We start from the raw sequence: 22,119 nt of genomic DNA on the forward strand, positions 1-22,119 counted from the left end.
TTGAGAACATTTAGCGAACACTGTATTTTACGGCCATGACCGCTGCTGCCCTGCTTGCCCGTAAAACCCATCGCCCACCGCCGGGCCTCCCCCTGTTTGAGGATGCCAGCCTGCCGCTGACCCGCGTGCACGAGATTTGTGGGCGGGCGCGGCGCACCCTGGCCGTGCGTATCGCCGCCAAGCTTCTGGCCGAACTCAAAAACCCGGCCAACACCGCGCCGATCTTTTGGATCACCCCCAAGTGGGAGCGTAACCGCCTCAATACCGACGGGCTTGTCCCCTTGTTGCCGCCGCAATCGCTGATCTTTCTCGATCCGATCCGGGGCGAAGACATTTTGTGGAGCATGGAGGAAGTTCTGCGCAGTGGAGCCGCGCCGATGGTTGTGGCCGATCTGCCCGCCCCCCCCGGTATGACCCAGGTCCGCCGGTTGCATCTCGCCGCCGAAACCGGGGCGGGCGAAGGGCGGTTTCGCCCGCTTGGTCTCATGCTGACACCTGGCTCTGGCGGCGCGCCGGGCGTTGAAACCCGCTGGCAGATGGAGCCTGATCACACACCCGGTCAGGTACGCTGGCGGCTAGAACGGTTGCGCGCCCGCATGGCCCCGCCAAAAACATGGGCGTTAACCGGAAACCATCTGTTTCACCCCACTTCAGGCCCGTAAAATCATACAGGTCGTTGACCCGGTTGCGTATAGTTTGCCATCTTCCTTGCCTCGGATTTCGCCATTGGCCACCCCGGTTGATCGGCCGGAATGCTGTGCAATGCCAATGGCCTGAACCGTCACACCCAAAGGGATCGCACGGGTGATATTGATCTTGTATTCCAAGGTCGTATAGCCTGCGCCCGAAGGTAGCGTCGTATGTACCGCACAGGCCATGCAGCTATCCAAAATCGCGCCATACCAGCCGCCATGCACCGTGCGCAGCGGGTTGGCGACCGCCAATTCCGGCGTCCCTTCAAACACCACCCGGCCTTTTTCTGCCTCGACCGGCCAAAACCCCATGGTCTCGCCAATCGGCGGGCCGGCCCGCTCTCCATTAACAATGCTTTGCATCATCTCAACCCCCGGAACCGACATCAATTCCTCGGGGCTGGGCAATTCATCGACGGTTTTGGCGTATTTGCGCGACGGCATCGGGTGGCCTCCTTATTTGGCACAGCCATCAAAGACCGCGCCCGCCGGAACGAAAAGAGTGACGCCACGTCTATCTTTTCCAACCAAGGCCCCAAAACGACCCGACTACGTCGCAAAACCCAAAGCGCGCCATGCCCCCACATGCCCCTTTGGCCCCATGCGTATGATGATCTCTTTTGCCGCCCTGTTTTTATCCGTGATCCTGTTACAGCTCTCCTCGGGCGGCGTTGGGCCGCTTGACGCTCTGTCGGGTTTGCAACTGAACTTCACCACCCAACAGATCGGTTTTCTGGGGTCGGCGCATTTTCTAGGCTTTTTCATTGGCTGCTGGTGGTCGCCGCGCCTCATGGGAAGCGTTGGCCATTCCCGCGCCTTTGCGGTGTTTACCGCCCTTGGCACGATGGGCATTCTCGGCCATGTTCTAAGCGAAAATCCCTATGTCTGGGCCGGAATGCGCGTGGCGCAGGGGCTTTGTATAGCCGGATGTTACACCGTGATCGAGGCGTGGTTGCAAGCCAAGGTCACCAACGACAACCGCGGTCGCGCTATGGGTACCTACCGCGTGACGGACATGCTTGCCTCGCTTGTGGCACAGCTGATGATCTCGGTCCTCGAACCGGCGCATTACGTGTCCTATACGTTTTTGGCGATGATCTGCTGCGCGGCGATTTTGCCGATGACCTTGACCAAATCAAGCCAACCCGAAACCCCGGCCGCCCCACGCCTTCGCCCGCAATTGGCCTTTGCCAGCTCGCCGCTGGCGGTGGCCGGTGTGCTTGTCGCTGCCCTGTCAAGCGCGTCGTTCCGGATGGTCGGGCCGCTTTATGGCACCGGGGTCGGGCTACAAACCTCTGACATTGCGCTATTTTTAGCGGCCTTCGTCGGGGGCGGGGCCTTGTCACAATACCCTGTTGGCTGGCTGGCAGACCGGTATGACCGGCGTCACGTTTTGATCTGGCTGTCGCTCGCCGCTATTGCATCCTGCGTTTTCACCGCCACCACCACGGACCTCAGCACAACAGGTGTCATGCTAACGGCCGCTATATTTGGCCTAACCACCTTTCCGATCTTTTCGGTGTCCTCCGCACACGCCCATGACTTTGCCGATAGCTCAGAACGTATCGAACTCTCGGCGGCGTTGATGTTTTGGTATGCCTGTGGCGCCATTGCCGCCCCCTGGGTCGCCTCTGCCCTGATCAATGCCTTTGGCCCTCCGGCCCTGTTCATCCTGATCGCTCTGGGCCACGCGCTTTTGGTGATCTTTGGCCTTGTCCGAATGCAATCGCGCCCGGCAAATGAGACCCGAACCCCCTATGTGTACGCCCCGCGCACATCCTTTGTGATCGGGCGTTTGATGTCGCGCTTTCGCGACAAGACTGGCGAAAGGGACAAAACGCAGTAGCCCTTGGCGCGCGCTTCCGTTAAATCACGCCCAAACCGCACGGGACGAACGACAATGGCACGCCACCTCATCACCTCCGCGATTCCCTATATCAACGGGATCAAGCATCTGGGCAATCTTGTGGGCTCTCAGCTTCCGGCTGATCTTTATGCCCGCTATCTGCGCGCGCGCGGCCATGAGGTGATGTTCCTTTGCGCCACCGATGAACATGGCACCCCCGCCGAACTTGCCGCCGCCAAGGCCGGTAAACCGGTCGATGAATACTGCGCCGAAATGTGGGGGGTTCAGGCGAAAATCGCCGATGGGTTCCGCCTATCTTTTGATCACTTTGGCCGGTCCTCATCGGAGCAGAACAAGAAGCTGACCCAACATTTCGCCGCCCAGTTGGACAAACAAGGGCTGATCCGCGAAGTCAGTGAAACCCAAATGTATAGCCATGCCGATGGCCGCTACCTGCCTGATCGTTATATCGAAGGCACCTGCCCCAATTGTGGGTTCGAAGATGCGCGCGGCGATCAATGTGACAATTGCACCAAACAGCTTGATCCGGTTGACCTGATCAATCCACGGTCAACCATTTCCGGGTCAACCGACCTTGAGATGCGCGAGACCAAGCACCTTTATCTGCGCCAATCCGAGATGAAAGATCAGCTCGACACATGGATCGATTCCAAAACCGATTGGCCAATTCTAACCACCTCGATTGCCAAAAAATGGCTGCATGACGGAGATGGGCTTCAGGACCGCGGCATCACCCGCGACCTCGATTGGGGTGTGCCGGTGATGAAAGGCGACGCGCCTTGGCCCGGCATGGAAGGCAAAGTGTTCTACGTCTGGTTCGACGCCCCAATCGAATACATTGCCTGTGCGCAGGAGTGGGTTGACGCGGGCAAAGGCAGCGATTGGGAACGCTGGTGGCGCACCGACAAAGGGGCCGATGACGTCCGTTACACCCAGTTTATGGGCAAGGACAACGTGCCCTTCCACACCCTGTCCTTCCCAACCACGATTTTGGGCTCGGGTGAGCCGTGGAAGCTTGTCGACTACATCAAATCGTTCAACTACTTGAACTACGATGGCGGCCAATTCTCAACATCGCGCGGACGCGGGGTGTTTATGGATCAAGCCTTGGAAATCCTACCGTCCGATTACTGGCGTTGGTGGTTGTTGTCCCATGCGCCCGAAAGCGCGGATAGCGAATTTACTTGGGAAAACTTCCAAGTGTCGGTCAACAAGGACCTCGCCGACGTGCTTGGCAACTTTGCCAGCCGCGTCACCAAATTCTGCCGCTCCAAATTCTCCGAAGCTGTTCCGGCAGGCGGGGCCTATGGCGCGCGCGAAGAGCAATTGATGAGAGATCTAGCCGCGAAATTGGCCGAATACGAAGCCCATATGGAAGCCATCGAGGTGCGCAAATCCGCCACCGCCCTGCGCGCCGCATGGGCCTTGGGCAACGAATACCTGCAAGAAGTCGCCCCTTGGACAACCTTCAAAACCGACCCCGATCAAGCCGCAGCGCAGATTCGCTTGGCGCTGAACCTGATCCGTCTCTATGCGATCATCTCCTCGCCCTTCATTCCCGACGCAAGTGCCGAGCTTTTGGACGCGATGAAGTCGGACGATGACGCATGGCCAACAGACATCAAAGCCGCCCTCGCGGCAATGCCCGAAGGCCACGAATTTGCCGTGCCTGAGGTCACTTTCCGCAAGATAACCGATGCAGAACGCACCGAATGGCAAGAACGTTTCGCCGGAACCCGCGACTAGACCGACGCCAATCGGTTAAAAAACATAAAAGGCGCAGCCGGTTCCGCCGTCTGCGCCATTTTTTATGACTGCGGATACGATTGTCGATGTGTTGGCGTTCTTGCGACACCAAACGGCGTTCGGTTTTCAAGGGAAAGATCAACATCCGGGACCTCTTGTTTCTGCCATCAGATTTCAAAAACAAGATACCTTTGTCTTTTTTGTTGAATAAATCCCCTCTTTCCGCAACCTTAGTTTCATGAATGAAAGTCACCCCGACCTCACCGACCTCGCATTGTTCCAACTTGTTGCGACAAGTTCATCCCTCACCGACGCGGCCCAAAAGGCCGGTGTCCCGCTCCCGACGATGTCGCGCCGTATGGCGCACCTCGAACGTAGCACCGAGAGGCGGTTGTTTTTGCGTGGCAAAGGCGGGTTCAAGCTAACCAAAGACGGCCAGAGCTTAGCGAATGAACTAACTGGCTTGCCGGAGTTACAAAGCCGCATCGCCCGGTGGTTATCCAAGACCGAACACACCCCAGTTGTACGGATCACCGCCGGGTTGTGGACATCACAGTTTCTCGCCCAATCGCTCCCCGCAGTCACGCCGAAAAGATGGGTGCCAAGCTTTGTCCCGTCAAATGCACAATTGGACATTGCCCGGCGCGAGGCCGACATTGGCATCCGCAATTCCGAACCCGACCACCCTTGGTTGGCGCGCCAAAAACTTCGCAGCATCACCTATGCCATCTATGCCAAATCCGACGCTATTTCAGGGTTTGTCAGCTTACCGGGGCAAATGCCGCTGCCACCATCGCAAGCCTGGCTCCATCGTGAACATAGCGCCAAAATTGCGCTTACGGCGACGGACATGCGGCTCTGCCTTGATCTCGCCCGATCTGGTCACGGCCGCATTATCCTACCCTGCTTTATCGGCGCAAAGCTCAGCACCTTGACGCAACTGTCTGATCCGATTGAGGATTTGACCCATGATGAATGGCTGGTTTCCCATCATGACACCCGCCATGATCCCCCCATTCGCGCCGCCCTATCGGCCTTGAAAACGGCATTGCAATCGGCACCTTAAGCTTTTCCCAAAGGATCAATCCACAGGCATGTTGCTGCTCGCACCCTCTAAACCCCCATGTTGAATTGACAGACCGCGCCGTCCTTGCTACCCCCGCCGCCTCACCAATCAGAGGGTATTCATGGGACGCAGACGCAAGGGCCGCGATATTTCGGGCTGGCTGATCGTAGACAAACCGGCCGGTATCACCTCCACTTCGGTGGTGAACAAGGTCCGCTGGGCGCTTGAGGCCAAGAAAGCCGGCCATGCGGGCACCTTGGATCCAGAAGCCACCGGCGTTCTTGCCGTCGCCTTGGGTGAAGCCACCAAAACAGTGCCCTACATCACCGATGCGCTCAAAGCTTACCGCTTTGTTGTCCGTCTCGGTCAGGCGACCAACACCGATGACGCCGAGGGTGAAGTCATTGCCGAAACCGATTTGCGTCCCTCGGATGACGACATCAAAGAGGCCTTGCACCCCTTTGTCGGCGACATCATGCAGGTGCCTCCGCAGTTCTCAGCGGTGAAAATTGACGGTGAACGCGCCTATAAACGCGCCCGTGACGGAGAGGAAATGGACATCGCCGCCCGCCCTCTTTGGGTCGAAGAGCTGGTGATGGTCTCGCGCCCAGATGTCGATCACGTCGAGTTGGAAATGACCTGTGGCAAAGGCGGCTATGTCCGTTCCATCGCCCGCGACTTGGGCGAGGCATTGGGCTGTAAGGCGCATGTCCTGCGCTTGCGTCGCATTTGGTCAGGCCCGTTTGAAGTGAGTGATGGTCTGAGCATCGACCAGATCGACGAAATGGCCAAAACACCCGCGCTTGACGCCTATCTCAAGCCGCTGGAAATCGGCCTTGATGAATTGCCCGAGCTGCACACAACGCTCGACGGGGCGACAAAGCTGCGCAACGGCAACCCGGGCATGGTGTTTGCCAAAGATGTCGAATACGGCGACGAAGCATGGGCATCATTCGATGGCACGCCAATCGCGGTTGGCATCTACAAGGGCGGTGAATTGCACCCCAAACGGGTGTTCGTTCAGCCCGAGTAACGCGCCCGATGGGACGGTGGGTGGGGCGCATTTGCATCGCAAACAGCGCCGCTCCCGTCACATCATCGCAATCCATTTGTGCAAGGCCGCAACCGCTTCAGGTTCATCCAAGAACGGAATATGGCCGCGATCAGCGACCTGAACCGCCATTGCATCCGGCCTACGGCGCGTCATCTCCTCAAAACACGCCTCTGATAACAAATCCGAATTCGCCCCACGGATCAGGCACAAAGGCAACTCTGCCAAGGCCTCAAAAAACGGCCAAAGATCCGGAACAACCTGCGCGCCCTCCGCCAACACCGCATCGCGTAGCTTTGGGTCATAGGTGATGTCCAAGCCTCCCTCGATCTCACGGTAATGGGTCTCTGCCTCCCGTTGCCAGCGTTCAGCCGGGACATTCACAAACCCCGCCATCACCTTGGGCCGCGCCGCCACCGCTTCCGCCATGGTTTTCCAAGCCGGACGACGGCCAAGGTAATCTTTGATCACCTCAAGGCCACGATCGGCGATTTCAGGACCAATATCGTTCAAAGCCACACCCAAAAGCCGCTCTTTGACCGTCGCGGCCAATCCCATGGTGATCAATCCGCCACGCGAACTGCCCAAAATCGCGGCCTTCTCTACCCCGAGATGATCCAACAATTCCAACGCATCGCGTCCCTCAATCGGGATCGAATAGCTCTCACGCGGAGCCCAATCCGATTGCCCGCGTCCCCGGTAATCCAAGCGGATAAGGCGCACGCCCTTTAACAAGGGGGCGACATAGTCAAAATCTCGGCCATTGCGGCTTAGCCCAGACAGGCACAAAAGCGGCAATCCCTGCCCCTCATCGGTATAATACAACGACACACCGTCAGATGTTGTAAAACGCGCCATCACACCAGCTCCGGAATGGTTGTCAGATCACTTAACACATGGGCCGGTTTGCCCGGCAACCGATCCATCGGCACCCCCATGCGGTTGACCCAAACCGTCTGAAATCCATAGGCCGCCGCATGACCCGCGTCCCAGCCATTGGAGGACACAAACAAAACCTCTTCGGGTTTACAGCCGAACTCGGCCCCAACCAGATCATAGACCTGTGTCGCCGGTTTAAAGATTCCAACCTGATCCACCGACAAAAGCGCATCAAGATAAAGGCCAATCCCGGCGCTATCCACCGCCCCATCTAACATGTCTTTGTTGCCATTGGACAAAATCGCACAATTCTTGCCCGCAGCCTTGAGATGGGCCAGCATAAAGGGCACCTCTTTGTAAGCCGGTAATTCCCAATACAGAGCCAAGAGCCGCTCGCGCAGTTCCAAGTCATCAAGCCCAGCGCGCTCCATCGCCCAATCCAAACCGTCTTTTGTGACCTCCCAAAACGGCACATAGGCCCCCGACACCGCCCGAAGCCAGCTATATTCCAACTGTTTCGCGCGCCAATCCGCAGCGATCTGCGGCCAAACCTCGGCAAGCTGTTTGCGCCCCGGCTCTTCGGCCGCGACACGGGCGGCGGCGGCAACATCAAACAAGGTGCCATAGGCATCAAATACGCATGTGGTGATGGTCATGGGGGCTCCTCAATCCTGATGCGCGCAACCCTGACATGGAATGACAGCAGCCGAAAGACCCCTGCGCTCTCGTTAATGTCGCAACGCGAAACCGTGTTACTCTTGGACAATCCCGATTCCCAACCAAGGAGATTTCCAATGTCCAATCATGGCACCATTTGGTGGACCGAATTGATGACACACGACCTGCCCAAGGCGCTTGACTACTATGCCCGAACTTGCGGTTGGGACTACGAAGCCATGCCCGACCCCGACACTGGCGGCACTTATCAGGTCGCCATGAAAGACGGCAAACCCGTCGCCGGTTTGATGGACATGAGCCAGATGGAAGAGTCGAGCGACCTTCAACCACAATGGTGCACCTACATCGCCGTTGACGATGTTGACGCAGCGGTCGAGGCAACCAAAGCGGCCGGAGGCGAAATTCGACGCCCCTGTTTTGACGTGCCGGGAATTGGCCGCATTGCCATGATCGCCGACCCAACCGGTGCGCCCCTTGGTATCATGACTCCCGACACCCCAGCCGAGCAAGGCTAAGCGGTTTGCAATCTCTGTCCGGGTCTCATAGGGTGCGCGCCCATACGAGCACCCGGACGGTCCGGCCTCGTCCATTCATTCTCTGACACCTACGAGGCCCCTAATGACGCAGGCTAAATCCGGCGATACCGTTCGCATTCACTACACTGGCACTTTGGAAGACGGGTCGACCTTTGACAGCTCGGCAGGCCGCGATCCTTTGGAATTCACCCTTGGCTCCGGTCAGGTTATTCCGGGATTTGACAAGGGTGTCGACGGCATGACTGTGGGCGAGAAAAAGACCATCAACATCCCCGCCGACGATGCCTATGGCCAACCCGACGACCGCGCCCGTCAGGGCGTTCCGCGCGATCAAATCCCTGCGGAAATCCCGCTCGAAGTTGGCATTCAGCTTCAGATGCAATCCCCCACCGGTCAGGTCATGCCTGTCACCGTGGTTGAAATCACCGAAACCGAAGTCACCCTCGACGCCAACCACCCGCTGGCCGGGAAAGATTTGACATTCGAACTGGAACTGGTTTCCATCGGGTAAACCCACTCGAAAGCACCAACAAAACATGACAAAGGCGGGGAACTCCCCGCCTTTTTTGCGTTTGGCCTCTGTTGCATCCCCCGCCATTCACGTTACACCTTTTCAACGACCAAAGGGAGAAAACACATGCACATGGCTGATCTGGGCGGGTTCCGCCTGCACTACAAGATTGAAGGTCCAGAAGACGGCACACCGGTCGTGTTTGCCAACTCTCTTGGCACTGATTTGCGCATGTGGGACCCGATCATGCCCTTGCTGCCGCAAGGCTTGCGGATCCTGCGCTATGACAAACGTGGTCATGGGCTTTCAGATACGCCAGACGGGCGCTGGTCGATGGGCAATTTGGTGCATGACGTTGAACAGTTGATGGATTTGAGCGGCTTCAAGGACGCCATTTTTGTTGGCCTGTCGATTGGTGGCATGATTGCCCAAGGTCTGGCGGCCAAACGCCTTGATCTGGTGCGCGCGATGGTCTTGTCCAACACCGCCGCCAAAATCGGCACCCGCGAAATGTGGGAAGACCGCATCAAAACCGTCGAAGAGGGCGGATTAGAAGCGGCGCTTGACGGCACGATGCAGCGCTGGTTCTCGGCCAAATTCCGCGACACAATCGAATTCAAGGGCTGGGAAAACTTTCACCTGCGCACACCGGCACGCGGCTGGACAGGCTGCGCCGGGGCCATTTCCGGCACCGACTTCATTTCCTCAACATCGGGCCTGCGCCTGCCGACCCTTGGGATCGCCGGGTCCGAAGACGGATCTACCCCGCCGGATTTGGTGCGTGAAACGCTTGACCTCATTCCGGGGTCACAGTTCCACTTGATCCGCGGTGCGGGCCATCTTCCCTGTATCGAAAACCCCGAGGAATATGCCCGCGTGTTGTGCGAATTCTTTGCCAGCCAAGGAGTTTCCTAAGTGGCAAACTTCCTTTTGGTGCATGGTTCCTGTCACGGGGCGTGGTGTTGGCGCGATGTGATCCCGGCACTAAAAGCCCGTGACCACGAGGCCAAAGCCATCGACCTGCCCTCGCATGGCGATGATCCAACTCCGGCCGCCGATGTCACGCTTGACCTCTATGCCACCGCGATCACCGCCGCCCTCGACACGCAAACCATCGTCGTCGGTCACTCCATGGCCGGGTTCCCGATATCGCGCGCCGCGGAATTGGACCCGTCCAACATCGCCCGTCTGGTCTATCTGTGCGCCTATCTGCCTTGGCCCGGATTGGGCTTGGCCGATCAACGCCGCAAAGCCCCGCGCCAACCCTTGGCCGAGGCCTTTCGCGTCGCCCCGGATCGCATCACCATGGGGTTTGATCCCACCATGGCCGAGGACAAGTTTTACCACGATTGCCCAGAGGCGCTGGAGTTTGCGCTCGCCCATCTCTGTCCTCAACCGATTTTGCCTCAGGAAACCCCAGCTGAGTTAGGCGAAAATTACGCATCCGTTCCACGCAGCTACATCACCTGCGAAGACGATCGCGCCATCCCGCCAGAGTTTCAGCACGAAATGGCCACCGCACTTCCCGTTGCCGATCAGCATAGCTTGCCAAGCTCACATTCGCCGTTCTTTTCCATGCCCGACAGGCTTGCCGCGCTCCTGTCCACCATCGCCCAAACCTAACCGGAGCCCACATGCCCGCCACGCCATTCGACAGCCTACACCTCTCTGCGCTTTTTCCTGCCGGCGACACCGGTCGCCTGTTCTCCGACAGCGCCGAAATTCGGGCGATGATGCTGGTGCAAGGGTCCTTGGCCTTGGTTCAAGGCGAGGCTGGGGTGATCCCGAGCGAAAGCGCCAAGGCCCTGCATCGCGCCAGTCTCGAATTGCAAATCGACCCGGCCGGCTTGGCCAAGGCCTGTGGTCAAAACGGCGTGACAGTGCCGGGGTTGGTCGATGCGTTTCGCAAGAACCTACAGGCCCCCGAACACGGGCAATACCTGCATTGGGGCGCGACATCGCAAGACATACAAGACACCGGTCTGATGCTGCGGATGCGCAGTGCTCTTGGCCAAATGGAACAAGCCCTAGGCACCATTGTTCGCGATCTGGGCACTTTGGCGGCAACCCACGCCATCACTCCAATGGCCGCGCGCAGCTATGGTCAACACGCCACCCCAACAAGTTTCGGTGCGGTTGTTGCCACTTGGGGCTGGCCCCTGCTTGAAGCGCTTAGCGACCTGCCAGAGTTGAAACGCCAAACCCTTTTGGTGTCTCTATCCGGTGCCGCCGGAACCGCCTCTGAACTCGGTGCCGACCCGGCCAATTTGCGCGCCGGACTGGCCGCAAAACTGGGTCTGACCGACCCAAAACGCAGTTGGCACAGTGATCGCACCCCGATCCTGAGACAGGTCGATTGGATGACCCGTGTCAGCATTGCTTTGGGAAAAATCGGTGACGATCTGATCCTTGCCACGCAATCCGGCATTGGCGAACTTACCTTGGGAGGCGCGGGTGGCTCATCAACCATGCCACAGAAGCAAAACCCGGTTGCGCCCTCGGCGATGGTGGCTTTGGCGCGCCATGTTCAGGGTCTTTCCGCCACCCTTCATGGTGCAGGCCTGCACCAAAACCAACGCGACGGGGCCGCATGGTTCGCCGAATGGCTGACTTTTCCGCAATTGGTGCAAAGCACCGCGGCCGCATTGAGCCATGGTCAAAAACTGGCACAAGGCATCACGCCGAATAGCGAAACGATGCAAGCTGCGCTGGACAATACCGGGGGTCTTGTCTTGGCCGAAGCGCTAAGTTTTGCGCTTGCCCAAAACATGCCGCGCCCCGAGGCGCAGGCCGAAACAAAATCGCTCTGCGCCAAGGCGCGGGACACCGGTCAAAGCCTGCAATCCTTGGCCCAAACTGCGCATCCCGCCCTGCCCAACACCTTGTTTGACACCAAAACCCAACTGGGCACCGCCCCGGATGAAGCGCGCAATTTCGCCGCCGCCGTGAAAGCCCAATAACCTATGCCCTTGCCGGTCGTCTTTGTTCTGCTCACGGTTATGATCGACACCATGGGTGTTGGTCTGATTATGCCCGTCATGCCCGACCTGATCAAAGAGGTCACCGGCGGCAACCTTGCCAATGCCGCGCTTTGGGGGGGCGTGTTGACGGCGGCCTTTGCGGCGATGCAATTCCTCTTTGCGCCCTTCTTAGGAAGCCTTTCTGACCGCTTTGGCCGTCGCCCTGTTCTGCTTCTTTCGCTCGCGGTTATGGCGGTGGACTATGTGGTCATGGCTTTCGCTGGATCGATCTGGCTTTTGCTGGTCGGGCGCATCATTGGCGGCATCACCGCCGCAACCCACGCCACCGCCTCGGCCACCATGGCCGACCTGTCCGAACCGGGCAAAGAATCCGAAGGCTTCGGACTCGTCGCCGCCGCAGTTGGGCTTGGCTTTATCGCTGGGCCGCTAATCGGCGGGGCCTTGGGCGAATTTGGCACCCGCGCACCGTTCTGGGCCGCTGCCGTGCTTGCCGCAGCCAATTTGATCCTCGGCTGGGTTGTGTTGCGCGAAACCGTCACCGATGACATCCGCCGCCCTTTTGAATGGCGACGGGCCAACCCGTTTGGCTCTTTCTATGACCTCTCCAAACTCCCCGGTATCGGGCGCGGCGTCATTAGCTTTTTCCTCTACCAGTTTAGCTTTGCGGTCTACCCGGCGGTTTGGGCCTACTACGGCAAGGCTCAATTCGGCTGGAACGCCGGTATGATCGGCCTGTCTCTGGCCCTGTTTGGTGTGTCCATGGTGGTGGTTCAGGGGGTTTTGATCCGCACCATTCTGGCCCGTTTTGGGGACCGTGGCACCGCCATTTTGGGTCTGGTATTTTCCGCCATCGGCTTTGGCGCTTTGGCGGTGATCGACTCAGGGATCGTCGCCCTTATCCTCACCCCACTTGCGGCAATGGGTGCGGTGTTTTCCCCAGCGCTTCAGGGGCTTATGTCGGTCAAACTCGGCCCTGATAGACAGGGTGAACTCCAAGGTATCTTAGGGTCGGCTTCGGCTGTGGCCATGGCGATAGCGCCCCTGATGATGGGCGGTATCTTTGCCCATTATGCCGCGCCGGACGCTGCTTGGTACTTCCCCGGCGCGCCCTTTATCCTGTCGCTAGTGCTGACACTTGTGGCGATGATCCTTTTCCTCGCCCCTACGTCACAGACGCAAAAGTCGTAAACGTCACCTTTGGTCGTTTTTATGCTTGCAGTGGGCCGCCCTGCACCCGAACCTACCCCAAACAGGAGCGCCCTATGACCACAATCAAAGCCGCCGTCTGCACCGAATTCGGGGCACCGCTGCAAATCGAAAACCTGACCCTGCGCGCGCCCGAAGCGGGCGAAGTTGAAGTCACCCTAGAAGCCGTGGCCATTTGCCATTCCGACATTTCCTTTGCCGATGGTGGCTGGGGCGGGGATTTGCCCGCCGTTTATGGCCACGAAGCCGCCGGTCGCGTCACCCATGTCGGCGCGGGCGTCAAACAGGTCAAACAGGGCGATCGTGTTGTTGTCACACTGATCCGCGCCTGTGGCACTTGCCCCAATTGCGCGACGGGCAAACCGACAACCTGCGAGTCCCCAAGCGCCGCCTCGCCGATCACTCGCGCCGATGGCACACCGGTGGTTCAAGCGATGAATTGCGGGGCCTTTGCCGAAAAAGTCGTGGTTGATCAAAGCCAGGTTGTGGCGCTCCCCGATGATATGCCCGCCGAGGCCGTGGCGCTTTTGGCCTGTGGCGTGATCACAGGCATCGGGGCCGTGGTCAACGCCGGGCGGTTGCAAGCCGGAGAAGACGTTGTCGTTATTGGCGCGGGCGGCGTTGGCCTAAACGCCATCCAAGGGGCCCGCATTGCCGGGGCGCGGCGCATCGTTGCCGTCGACATGAGCGAAGAGAAACTCGAAATCGCCAAGGAATTTGGCGCAACCCATGGCATCCTCGCCACATGCAAAGCACCGTGGAAAGACGCCATCAAAGCGCTTGGCCGTGGTGCCGACATAGTTGCCGTCACCGTCGGGGCCATTCCGGCCTATGAAAGCGCCATGCGGTATCTCGGCTATGGCGGGCGCATGGTCATGGTTGGCATGCCCCACACCGGCGCGATGGCACAATACGAACCCGTGGTGCCTGCCTTTATGAGCCAGCATATGATCGGCTCGAAAATGGGTGATGTGGTGATTTCACGCGACATTCCGTGGATGGCCGATCTCTATAAACAAGGGCGTTTGAAACTGGACGAGCTGGTTTCAGGCCGCTGGACACTTGAACAAATCAACGAAGCGATTGCCGACACCAAAACCGGCGGTGCGCGTCGCAATGTGATTTTGTTCTAAAGGGGCCGGACATGAAACTACGTGATCTCGACATCATCATCACCGCCCCGCCCGCCCCCGGTTGGGGGGGGCGCTATTGGATATTGGTCAAATTGACCACCGATGACGGGATCACCGGCTGGGGCGAATGCTATGCGTCGTCCATTGGACCCGAAGCCATGCGCGCCGTAATAAGCGACGTGTTTCAGCGTTATTTCGAAGGCGAAAACCCCGAAAACATCGAACGCATGTTCCGCCGCACCTATAGCTCTGGCTTTACCCAGCGGCCCGATCTGACGGTGATGGGGGCGTTTTCGGGCCTCGAAATCGCCTGTTGGGATATTCTCGGCAAGGCGCGGGATCGCCCGGTTTGGGCCTTGTTGGGCGGCATGATGAACGAACGCATCCGCACCTATACCTACCTCTACCCCCTGCCCGAGCATCCTTTGCCCGCGTTTTGGGGAAGCGCCGACATGGCGGCCGAGGCGGCCTTGGACTGTGTCAATCGCGGCTATACGGCGGTCAAATTTGACCCCGCAGGCCCCTATACCATGCGCGGCGGTCACCAACCGGCCATGTCCGACATCAGCCAATCCGTGGCGTTCTGCAAAGCCATCCGCGACGCGGTTGGCGACAAGGCCGATCTGCTTTTTGGCACCCACGGGCAATTCACCACATCCGGAGCCATTCGATTGGGGCAAGCCATCGAACCCTATAACCCCTTGTGGTTCGAAGAGCCCATTCCACCGGACAATCTCTTGGAATTTGAACAGGTTGCGCGCGCCGTGCGCATCCCCATCGCCACGGGCGAACGCCTCACCACCCGCGCCGAATTTGCCGCCCTGTTGCGCACGGGGGGGGCGAAAATCCTGCAACCGGCGCTTGGCCGGGCCGGTGGCATTTGGGAGTCGCGCAAAATCGCGGTGCTGGCCGAAAGCTTTAACGCCGAAATGGCCCCGCATCTTTATGCCGGTCCGGTGGAATGGGCCGCCAACATTCATCTCGGCGTGTCGATCCCCAATCTGTTGATTGCCGAAACCATTGAAACACCGTTTCATGACGCCCTGATCAAAGGTTCGCTCAAGGTTGAAGCTGGTTTTGTCACCGCCCCCCAAGCGCCCGGTCTTGGCATTGAAATCGACGAAGGCCTGGCCCGCGCCCATCCCTATACCGGCGATGGCCTGCATCTCGAGATGCAGGATGCGCCCTGTGATTACGTCAATGGCAACCTGTTCGAAGGCGGGGCCCCTGCCCCAAATTCGGCACTCGACACCCCCTAAAACCCGCCTGTGAACCGCCCGCAAATCCTGATCTCGCATTTTGTGAAAAGCGCTGTTAAGTTTATCGCAAACAGGAAATGGATGACCGAGCCGTGAACGAGATGCCCAAGCCTCCTGCCCCGCCAGAGGAAATGTCGACCAACGCCCGACACGCCGCCGCGTTTTTGAAAACGCTGGCGCATGAGGGGCGTTTGATGATCCTGTGCCATCTTGGCTCGGGTGAGAAATCCGTTGGCGAGCTGGAATCGCTTTTGGAAATCCGGCAAGCCGCCGTGAGCCAGATGTTGGCACGCCTACGCGAAGAGGGGTTGGTGACAACCCGGCGCGACGGCAAAACGATCTACTATAGCCTTGCCAATGACGACACCAGCCGGGTGATCGGGCTACTCTATGACATGTTCTGCGCCGGGTCGGATGGCTGCTAGGCCGGAGTTTGTTAAACCGGGATTTGACGGTCCCGAGCTTTGCGCATTAAGCGCCTGCGACGCTGTTGAGCTTCTGAAAAAGCGTGAGATACAGCCAAGCGATTTGATCGAAGCCAGCCTAACCCGGATCACCCAAACCAGCCCGGCCATCAATGCTATGGTCACGACCTGTGCTGATCGTGCGCGCGAAGCTGGCAAACACGCCGACACCGATAGCCTTTTGTCGGGCTTGCCCATCGGAATCAAAGATCTCACTCCGGTTGCGGGGGTGCGGACCACCTTTGGCACCAAGGCATTGGCCGATTTCATCCCCGACACGTCTGACCCAATTGTTACCCGTCTCGAAAGCCGGGGCGCGGTGGTCATGGGCAAGACGAACACCCCGGAAATGGGGGCCGGAGCCAATACGTTCAACGCTGTCTTTGGCATGACCCGCAACCCGTGGGACACGCGAATGAATGCCGGTGGCTCTTCGGGTGGGGCCGCCGCGGGGCTTGCCACAGGCGAAGTCTGGCTCAGCCAAGGCTCTGATCTTGGCGGCAGCCTGCGCACCCCGGCAAGCTATTGCGGGATCGTCGGCTTGCGTCCCTCCCCCGGTGTGGCGGGCGGTGGCCCGGCAACCCAGGGTTTTGACGTCCTGCCCGTCAATGGGCCCATGGCCCGCTCTGTAGAAGATTGCGCGCTTATGCTTGATGCAATGTCCGGGTTTGATCCGATCTGGCCACTCTCAGTCCCAGCCCCGGCGCAAAGCTATCTCACCACATGTCGCGCCAAGGCGGGCCCGATCCGCATCGCCTTTGCACCCGACTTGGGTGGCTTGGCCCCGGTTACATCCGACATTTCCGGGCTGCTTTCAACGGCCCTTACGCGCGTCTCAAACCCCGACCTTGATGTGATCGAAGCGGTTCCAGAACTCTCAAATGTTGAACACTGTTTTAGAACCCTGCGCGCCTTTGGCTTTTGGACAGGCGCGCGCAAAACGCCCGGGCGGATTACGCAACATTACAAGCCGACCCTGCAACAAAACATTGACGAAGGCCGCGCCCTTGTGATGGACGACGTCGCCGAGGCGATGAGCCAACGGTCGCAACTCTATGATATGATGCGGGTGTTCCTAGACAATTTTGACGTTTTGGCCTGTCCCGTCAACGGTTTGGCTCCGCTGCCGGTCGAGGTCGAATACCCCACCGAGGTCAACGGGGAACCGTGCAAGGATTACCTCGACTGGCTGCGTTTTGCGATGCTGGCCACGGTCTGTGGCCTTCCTGCCTTGTCGCTTCCCGCCGGATTTACCGCCAGTGGTATGCCGATTGGCATCCAACTGATCGGCCGCCCCAGAGGTGAGGGGCGGCTTTTGCAAGTTGCGAGGGTTATAGAAGAGGCGTTGAACCTTGGCTCAACGCCTATTGATCCAGTGATCCGGCACGGCTAGGCGCACCCAAATTCCGTGCACGGAATTTCCAAGAATTTTGCAAAATTCTTGTCAGCGCCTGCCTCGCGGGTGTGCCTTACTCGGCCCATTCCCAAGGACGCACAAAGGCCCCCAGCACGGTTCCGACCTTGGCCTCATCCGCGCCATTGGCCTGCAACTGCGCCACCAACCCGCGTTTCTTGTCGTCCAAGACCGAGACAACACGCGCCGGGCACTCGGCCTTTTCCAAAGCCGCATTGTAGATGCGAGTGATCGCATGTTTACGCAGGTCTGGCTTAAACACCTTACCCACGGCGGTTTTGGGCAGTTCATCCAAAATGGTCAAATGCTTGGGGTGCGCGGCGCGTTCGTGAACGTGCTTTTTGGCATGTTCCATAAGCTCTTCAACCGTGACCTCGCCACCATCGATAAGCTCAACAAAGGCACAGGGTAACTCCCCAGCATGAGCATCTGGCTGACCAATCGCACCGGCAAAGGCAACGGCTGGATGGGCCAAAAGCGCTTCTTCGATTTCTGCCGGATCAATATTGTGGCCGCCGCGAATGATCAAATCTTTGGCACGGCCAGTGATCCAAAGATAGCCATCCTCGTCCAGACGTCCCAAATCACCAGTGCGCAGATAGTTACCATAGTGGAACAAGTCCTTGTTCTTATCCACTTCGGTATATGTGCTTCCGGCGTAAACCCCGGGATTGGAAACACAAATCTCACCAATTTCATCGGCGGAACATTCCACCGGGTCGCCATGGGCGGTCTTGAGGATTTTGACGTCGTTATACGGTAGTGGAATACCAACGGAGCCAACCTTTTTCACACCTTCCGGCGGGTTGACCGACACCAGACAAGTCGCTTCTGTCAGGCCATAGCCCTCACAGATCGTCACGCCACAGGTCTTTTCAAAGCGTTTAAAGAGCTCCATCGGCATCGGGGCCGAGCCGGAAAACGCGGTTTTAACTGCCGATATATCGGCATCGACTGGGCGCTGCATTAGGGCCGACACCGCTGTCGGAACCGTAATGATAAAGCTGATCTTCCAGCGTTCGCAGAGTTTCCAGAAGTTATCGAAAACCCCCTCACCCCGGTAGCCTTGCGGGGTTGGGAACACCACATGCGCCCCGGAATGGATCGCAGCCATCAAGATTACATGTACCGCAAACACATGGAAAAGCGGCAGAGGGCACATGATGTTGTCGTTTTCATCAAACAACAGTGTTGCGCCAAGCCATCCGTTATAGTGCATCCCGGAATAGAGGTGTTGCGCCACCTTCGGCATCCCGGTTGTGCCCCCGGTATGGAAATAGGCGGCGATGCGATCTTCTTTGGTGTCCTCAAAGTCCAGCGTGGTGTTTTGTTTACTAATTTCCTTGCCGAAATTCAGCACATCCACATGTTTGTTGCCGTCGTTCTTCGGCCTGATCAGCGGCACAATCCACGACTTGGGCGGCGTCAGATAGGCGTTCAGATCGATCTCAAGAACCGTATGCACATGCGGGGCATGGCGCACGGCCTCCGCCACTTTTTGCGCCACATCGGTCTTGGGAAACGCCTTGAGTGTCACCACAACCTTGGCGTCGACTTCGCGCAGGATCGAGGCAATTTGCTCCGGCTCCAGCAGCGGATTGATCGGGTTCACAATCCCGGCCACCGCCCCACCCAAAAGCGTATAAATCGTTTCCGTACAATTGGGTAACACATAGGCGACCACATCATTTTCACCGATCCCCAGCTTGCGCAGAAGGTTCGCGGACTGGGTCACCTTGTCCTTCATCTCGGCCCATGTGACCGTATCTGCCTTGTCACTCGGCCCGGACATCAGTTGGTAACTGGTCGCAGGACGATTTGGAAACTTCTCCGCAGTTCGGCAAAGCTGACCGTAGAGACTTATGGGAATGTCCCGATCGCCCCACGGCATCTGCTGTTCAATTGCATTTCGATCGTCCATGCCAGCATAGGCCATGTCCGTCCTCCTCCCCTTAAGTCGCTGGACACATTGTTAGAATAATAGGGCAGCAGCGCAAGGGTTTGCGACGTGGCGGCAACAGAGCTTTGACGCAGCGTTTCACCCGTGGCATGAAAGACCTATGGACCATCCACTCATCGATCTTATCAATGCACGCGTTCGAAAAGCCGAGGAAGACGGCGCTTTTGACAATCTCAAGGGAGCGGGTAAACCCCTCCCGCAGAACGACAATTCCCAAGACGCCGTGATGAACCGCATCCTCAAGGACAATGGGGCTGTGCCGGAATTTGTGTCGCTTAGCCGGGAACTGGCACGGCTACGAGACGCGCTTTTGGAGACCACGGACAGAACAGAGCGCAAGCGTTTGATCGCCGATATGTCGTTGATGGAAGCCCGGATCGAGATCGCCCGCAAGCGTGGCTAAACCCGAACCATCCGCTTTGTTAAACCACCGCACGGTGAGTAACGGAACGCTCGCCCGTTGCGCAACGGTGCAAAAGGTACAAAACCGGCACTGATTGGGGGAGATTGCGGGCACCAGATTTGGGGCCCCGGATCACGGTTTTGACCCAATCTGTAGGATTCTGCCGGTCTTTGGGAGAGATTGCCAGTGAGCGTGATGTCCTATGTCTCAAAAGAGAGTTAACGTTCGTTAGGAATAGTGAAGATCGACAAGAGACATCTGTTCCGAGCTCAAAACGACCCCAAAAGAGCGATGCCACCGGCGCTCAATAACCAGCCCGATGGGTGTCGCCCATTTTTCGAACAAGCGGTCACGTATTGGATCGAGATGCTCTGAAACTGAGAAACAGGCGCTTTTGCTGCGCTAGGGTCAGCACCCTAGGCAAACCGTGGTCAATGCCCATTTCCTATTTGTCACGGAAACATAGCAGTACGATCAAAACTAAGGTCTGCCTCTGTCAGCGATCCGCCTCCTGCCTCTTTCGAAATCACATTCCCGACCATAAGAAGGGCGCGGCCCGTTCCGCCGTCCCAAGCCTCAATCGTAACTTCACCGCTTGAATATCCCGAACCCCGCCCCCCTAAGACATCCAACGACAATCAAATCCGCCCCCGGATCATAGTTCGTTATTTCGACGGGTTCCGGCAATGAGTTCTCGCCAGTGCCAGGGTCTGCTCTCAGCCCAAAGTTACCAATGTCGGGCGACTGCGACCGGCATTGCTGCAGGTTCCAACTGTTTGCCTCGACTTCCCTAGAGCAGACCTTCATGCTGAAAAAACGATTTCAAAAGCCAAAATGCAGATTGCTTGAGCCTGGGTAACGCCCGGTATATCATCTTCACAATTCGTGTCGGGGCCACAAGGTGAAGAATGTCGAATTTTATTAGCGTTGAATTTTTGCCAATCATGGCCATTACGATATTTGGGTTTGTCCTAACCTTTAACTCGACAAGAAGGTACATCAAATGGGTCTTTGCCACTGTTCCTGTCTTGGCAGTAGCAACAGGCTTGTATGCTGAATATCGCTGTGACCGCAGTCTCACTAATATTGCCGTTCGAATGGCGAAAGGGGCTGAAATATGCCCCTTGAGCACTGGCGAAAACAGCGCTTCACAGCATAATTTGAGCATTATTTTAGCGCAAGCGTGGTTCATAATTAGTCAAAAGGCACCAGGTGGATCAGGCAAGGCAGCAGCTCTTGAAATTCTCGCTCGAAATAATGAGCCTCTGCAAGGCATAGACATTTCTTGTCAACTGATGGGCAGCGATCTTGATCCCTCAAGACGTCGATATCCGTGCGCTACCCTAACGCAGTTAGATGGGCTTGATCTATCTCAAACCCCTGGTCTTGATTTGTCAAAAGTCAACTTTGAGGGCATCCAAGGGGAGGGAATAGATCTCTCTAGACAGAACCTGACGTTATCAAACCTTAGCTTCTCACACATGCCAAACTCAAATTTTAAAGGTGCTGAGCTTTGGGGGGCCAACCTTTCAGGCTCTGAAGTTTTCTCCTCCCGGTTTGAAAATGCGGATATGCGGGGGGTGCAATTCGTAGATTCTAACATCTCGTCATCGAATTTCTCAGGAGCGAACATGTCCAGTGCAAAAATGATGAAAACTAGTGCTTTTCAAACAGACTTTACAAACGCAAACTTGCGCGATGCGGCTTTTGAACAGGCGGAAGTTAGGTATGCCGTATTCGATGGGGCCAATCTATTTCGGTCGAGTTTTCGCGACGCAAAAATCGCACAAACGTCGTTTAATGGGGCTCAACTCTCCTCTGCAGATTTCACAGGTGCGGAAATAGAAATACATGATGACGTTTCGTATGGCTTTCAGGGAGCCTGGGCTTGGAGGAATGAAGAGCCTAAGGGTCTGGGGAATCTAACGCGTTTTGTGACTTTGTGTGATTTTAATGCCAGTATTCACGATATAAGAGTACGCCCTTCAAACTGCTAACTTCCGTCGCCAACGTTTAACTCGGCATGGGATTAGTGTTCCCATGCCATCAATGAATATGTCTCTGCTTGAATTCCACTTCAATAGGAGTTCGGGCCTAACTGCAGCTACATCCGCTCAGTCGACCTTGCAACTAAATAATCGCTGCAGCGCTCGGCCATGTCCGGTTCCAAACAGGGCACCGCAGCGATCTCATGTCAATTTATCAGGTTAAAGGTCTGACTTTGCAAAGTTCACTTCCTGCGCATAGCGGGCATTGGCTGACACGTCAGGTTT

At 57.5% G+C, this 22,119-nt stretch carries 21 protein-coding genes; 17 read left to right on the forward strand and 4 right to left on the reverse strand.

The window, feature by feature from the left end; translation table 11 throughout:
- Window positions 1-35 precede the first annotated feature (35 nt).
- A complete protein-coding gene (locus tag AC5EFR_RS12100; protein WP_493576057.1) occupies window positions 36-662 on the forward strand; it encodes an ImuA family protein in 627 nt (208 codons plus the stop codon).
- On the opposite strand, the gene AC5EFR_RS12105 is transcribed toward AC5EFR_RS12100, so the two are convergent.
- On the reverse strand, window positions 651-1,136 hold the full coding sequence (locus AC5EFR_RS12105) for a PaaI family thioesterase (RefSeq protein ID WP_493576058.1): 486 nt from the start codon (window positions 1,134-1,136) through the stop codon (window positions 651-653). The genes AC5EFR_RS12100 and AC5EFR_RS12105 overlap by 12 nt on opposite strands.
- A 157-nt stretch (window positions 1,137-1,293) precedes the next feature.
- On the opposite strand from AC5EFR_RS12105, the gene AC5EFR_RS12110 reads away from it, so the two are divergent.
- The 4 genes from AC5EFR_RS12110 to truB all read left to right on the forward strand — a co-directional run bounded on the left by AC5EFR_RS12110 (window position 1,294) and on the right by truB (window position 6,404).
- Window positions 1,294-2,538, forward strand: a complete 1,245-nt coding sequence (locus AC5EFR_RS12110; RefSeq protein WP_493576059.1) for an MFS transporter — start codon at window positions 1,294-1,296, stop codon at window positions 2,536-2,538.
- A gap of 54 nt (window positions 2,539-2,592) precedes the next feature.
- Window positions 2,593-4,305, forward strand: coding sequence for a methionine--tRNA ligase (gene metG / locus AC5EFR_RS12115; RefSeq protein WP_493576060.1), 1,713 nt, complete (start codon window positions 2,593-2,595; stop codon window positions 4,303-4,305).
- Window positions 4,306-4,543: 238 nt separating this feature from the next.
- The gene (locus tag AC5EFR_RS12120) at window positions 4,544-5,371 is read left to right on the forward strand and encodes a LysR family transcriptional regulator (protein ID WP_493576061.1); all 828 of its coding nucleotides are present in this window, start codon (window positions 4,544-4,546) and stop codon (window positions 5,369-5,371) included.
- 121 nt (window positions 5,372-5,492) lie between these two features.
- Complete coding sequence (gene truB / locus AC5EFR_RS12125) at window positions 5,493-6,404, forward strand: tRNA pseudouridine(55) synthase TruB (RefSeq protein ID WP_493576062.1); 912 nt, start codon at window positions 5,493-5,495, stop codon at window positions 6,402-6,404.
- A gap of 57 nt (window positions 6,405-6,461) precedes the next feature.
- Here the strand turns inward: truB and AC5EFR_RS12130 are convergent, their stop codons facing one another.
- Both AC5EFR_RS12130 and AC5EFR_RS12135 read right to left on the reverse strand, forming a co-directional pair.
- The gene (locus AC5EFR_RS12130) at window positions 6,462-7,280 is read right to left on the reverse strand and encodes an alpha/beta fold hydrolase (RefSeq protein ID WP_493576063.1); all 819 of its coding nucleotides are present in this window, start codon (window positions 7,278-7,280) and stop codon (window positions 6,462-6,464) included.
- Window positions 7,280-7,957, reverse strand: coding sequence for a haloacid dehalogenase type II (locus AC5EFR_RS12135; protein ID WP_493576064.1), 678 nt, complete (start codon window positions 7,955-7,957; stop codon window positions 7,280-7,282). The genes AC5EFR_RS12130 and AC5EFR_RS12135 overlap by 1 nt, the downstream gene beginning before the upstream one ends.
- Before the next feature lie 138 nt (window positions 7,958-8,095).
- On the opposite strand from AC5EFR_RS12135, the gene AC5EFR_RS12140 reads away from it, so the two are divergent.
- The 10 genes from AC5EFR_RS12140 to AC5EFR_RS12185 all read left to right on the forward strand — a co-directional run bounded on the left by AC5EFR_RS12140 (window position 8,096) and on the right by AC5EFR_RS12185 (window position 17,462).
- Window positions 8,096-8,494: a VOC family protein gene (locus tag AC5EFR_RS12140; protein WP_493576065.1), complete on the forward strand. Its 399-nt coding sequence runs from the start codon at window positions 8,096-8,098 to the stop codon at window positions 8,492-8,494.
- 103 nt (window positions 8,495-8,597) lie between these two features.
- On the forward strand, window positions 8,598-9,026 hold the full coding sequence (locus AC5EFR_RS12145) for an FKBP-type peptidyl-prolyl cis-trans isomerase (RefSeq protein WP_299920908.1): 429 nt from the start codon (window positions 8,598-8,600) through the stop codon (window positions 9,024-9,026).
- A gap of 126 nt (window positions 9,027-9,152) precedes the next feature.
- Window positions 9,153-9,941 carry a 3-oxoadipate enol-lactonase gene (gene pcaD / locus AC5EFR_RS12150; RefSeq protein WP_493576066.1) on the forward strand — a complete coding sequence of 263 codons (789 nt, stop codon included), beginning with the start codon at window positions 9,153-9,155 and terminating at the stop codon, window positions 9,939-9,941.
- Window positions 9,942-10,649, forward strand: a complete 708-nt coding sequence (locus AC5EFR_RS12155) for an alpha/beta fold hydrolase (protein WP_493576067.1) — start codon at window positions 9,942-9,944, stop codon at window positions 10,647-10,649.
- Between the two features lie 11 nt (window positions 10,650-10,660).
- On the forward strand, window positions 10,661-11,986 hold the full coding sequence (locus AC5EFR_RS12160) for a lyase family protein (protein ID WP_493576068.1): 1,326 nt from the start codon (window positions 10,661-10,663) through the stop codon (window positions 11,984-11,986).
- A gap of 3 nt (window positions 11,987-11,989) precedes the next feature.
- The gene (locus AC5EFR_RS12165; RefSeq protein WP_493576069.1) at window positions 11,990-13,195 is read left to right on the forward strand and encodes a TCR/Tet family MFS transporter; all 1,206 of its coding nucleotides are present in this window, start codon (window positions 11,990-11,992) and stop codon (window positions 13,193-13,195) included.
- Window positions 13,196-13,269: 74 nt separating this feature from the next.
- Window positions 13,270-14,346 carry a Zn-dependent alcohol dehydrogenase gene (locus AC5EFR_RS12170; RefSeq protein ID WP_493576070.1) on the forward strand — a complete coding sequence of 359 codons (1,077 nt, stop codon included), beginning with the start codon at window positions 13,270-13,272 and terminating at the stop codon, window positions 14,344-14,346.
- Between the two features lie 11 nt (window positions 14,347-14,357).
- Window positions 14,358-15,605 carry a mandelate racemase/muconate lactonizing enzyme family protein gene (locus AC5EFR_RS12175; protein ID WP_493576071.1) on the forward strand — a complete coding sequence of 416 codons (1,248 nt, stop codon included), beginning with the start codon at window positions 14,358-14,360 and terminating at the stop codon, window positions 15,603-15,605.
- Between the two features lie 131 nt (window positions 15,606-15,736).
- Window positions 15,737-16,030: an ArsR/SmtB family transcription factor gene (locus tag AC5EFR_RS12180; protein ID WP_493576080.1), complete on the forward strand. Its 294-nt coding sequence runs from the start codon at window positions 15,737-15,739 to the stop codon at window positions 16,028-16,030.
- A complete protein-coding gene (locus AC5EFR_RS12185) occupies window positions 16,020-17,462 on the forward strand; it encodes an amidase (RefSeq protein WP_493576072.1) in 1,443 nt (480 codons plus the stop codon). The genes AC5EFR_RS12180 and AC5EFR_RS12185 overlap by 11 nt, the downstream gene beginning before the upstream one ends.
- Before the next feature lie 76 nt (window positions 17,463-17,538).
- On the opposite strand, the gene AC5EFR_RS12190 is transcribed toward AC5EFR_RS12185, so the two are convergent.
- Entirely contained in the window at window positions 17,539-19,419 is a 1,881-nt protein-coding gene (locus tag AC5EFR_RS12190) for an acyl-CoA synthetase (protein ID WP_493576073.1), read from the reverse strand.
- Between the two features lie 124 nt (window positions 19,420-19,543).
- Here AC5EFR_RS12190 and AC5EFR_RS12195 point away from each other — a divergent pair, with 124 nt between their 5' ends.
- Both AC5EFR_RS12195 and AC5EFR_RS12200 read left to right on the forward strand, forming a co-directional pair.
- Window positions 19,544-19,846, forward strand: coding sequence for a DnaJ family domain-containing protein (locus tag AC5EFR_RS12195; RefSeq protein WP_493576074.1), 303 nt, complete (start codon window positions 19,544-19,546; stop codon window positions 19,844-19,846).
- A 908-nt stretch (window positions 19,847-20,754) separates the two neighbouring features.
- Complete coding sequence (locus AC5EFR_RS12200) at window positions 20,755-21,843, forward strand: pentapeptide repeat-containing protein (protein ID WP_493576075.1); 1,089 nt, start codon at window positions 20,755-20,757, stop codon at window positions 21,841-21,843.
- The last annotated feature ends 276 nt before the right edge of the window (window positions 21,844-22,119 follow it).

The sequence above is a fragment of the Pelagimonas sp. genome, from assembly GCF_058892305.1.

Bases quoted from the DNA above. Each gene is read 5' to 3' on its own strand.
- AC5EFR_RS12165 (WP_493576069.1), top strand. From the start codon at position 11,990: ATGCCCTTGCCGGTCGTCTTTGTTCTGCTCACGGTTATGATCGACACC.
- AC5EFR_RS12180 (WP_493576080.1), top strand. From the start codon at position 15,737: ATGTCGACCAACGCCCGACACGCCGCCGCGTTTTTGAAAACGCTGGCG.
- metG (WP_493576060.1), top strand. From the start codon at position 2,593: ATGGCACGCCACCTCATCACCTCCGCGATTCCCTATATCAACGGGATC.
- AC5EFR_RS12175 (WP_493576071.1), top strand. From the start codon at position 14,358: ATGAAACTACGTGATCTCGACATCATCATCACCGCCCCGCCCGCCCCC.
- AC5EFR_RS12200 (WP_493576075.1), top strand. From the start codon at position 20,755: ATGTCGAATTTTATTAGCGTTGAATTTTTGCCAATCATGGCCATTACG.
- AC5EFR_RS12160 (WP_493576068.1), top strand. From the start codon at position 10,661: ATGCCCGCCACGCCATTCGACAGCCTACACCTCTCTGCGCTTTTTCCT.
- AC5EFR_RS12195 (WP_493576074.1), top strand. From the start codon at position 19,544: ATGGACCATCCACTCATCGATCTTATCAATGCACGCGTTCGAAAAGCC.
- AC5EFR_RS12130 (WP_493576063.1), bottom strand. From the start codon at position 7,280: ATGGCGCGTTTTACAACATCTGACGGTGTGTCGTTGTATTATACCGAT.
- AC5EFR_RS12105 (WP_493576058.1), bottom strand. From the start codon at position 1,136: ATGCCGTCGCGCAAATACGCCAAAACCGTCGATGAATTGCCCAGCCCC.
- AC5EFR_RS12170 (WP_493576070.1), top strand. From the start codon at position 13,270: ATGACCACAATCAAAGCCGCCGTCTGCACCGAATTCGGGGCACCGCTG.
- AC5EFR_RS12140 (WP_493576065.1), top strand. From the start codon at position 8,096: ATGTCCAATCATGGCACCATTTGGTGGACCGAATTGATGACACACGAC.
- AC5EFR_RS12135 (WP_493576064.1), bottom strand. From the start codon at position 7,957: ATGACCATCACCACATGCGTATTTGATGCCTATGGCACCTTGTTTGAT.
- AC5EFR_RS12100 (WP_493576057.1), top strand. From the start codon at position 36: ATGACCGCTGCTGCCCTGCTTGCCCGTAAAACCCATCGCCCACCGCCG.
- AC5EFR_RS12145 (WP_299920908.1), top strand. From the start codon at position 8,598: ATGACGCAGGCTAAATCCGGCGATACCGTTCGCATTCACTACACTGGC.
- AC5EFR_RS12110 (WP_493576059.1), top strand. From the start codon at position 1,294: ATGCGTATGATGATCTCTTTTGCCGCCCTGTTTTTATCCGTGATCCTG.
- pcaD (WP_493576066.1), top strand. From the start codon at position 9,153: ATGCACATGGCTGATCTGGGCGGGTTCCGCCTGCACTACAAGATTGAA.
- AC5EFR_RS12190 (WP_493576073.1), bottom strand. From the start codon at position 19,419: ATGGCCTATGCTGGCATGGACGATCGAAATGCAATTGAACAGCAGATG.
- AC5EFR_RS12185 (WP_493576072.1), top strand. From the start codon at position 16,020: ATGGCTGCTAGGCCGGAGTTTGTTAAACCGGGATTTGACGGTCCCGAG.
- AC5EFR_RS12120 (WP_493576061.1), top strand. From the start codon at position 4,544: ATGAATGAAAGTCACCCCGACCTCACCGACCTCGCATTGTTCCAACTT.
- truB (WP_493576062.1), top strand. From the start codon at position 5,493: ATGGGACGCAGACGCAAGGGCCGCGATATTTCGGGCTGGCTGATCGTA.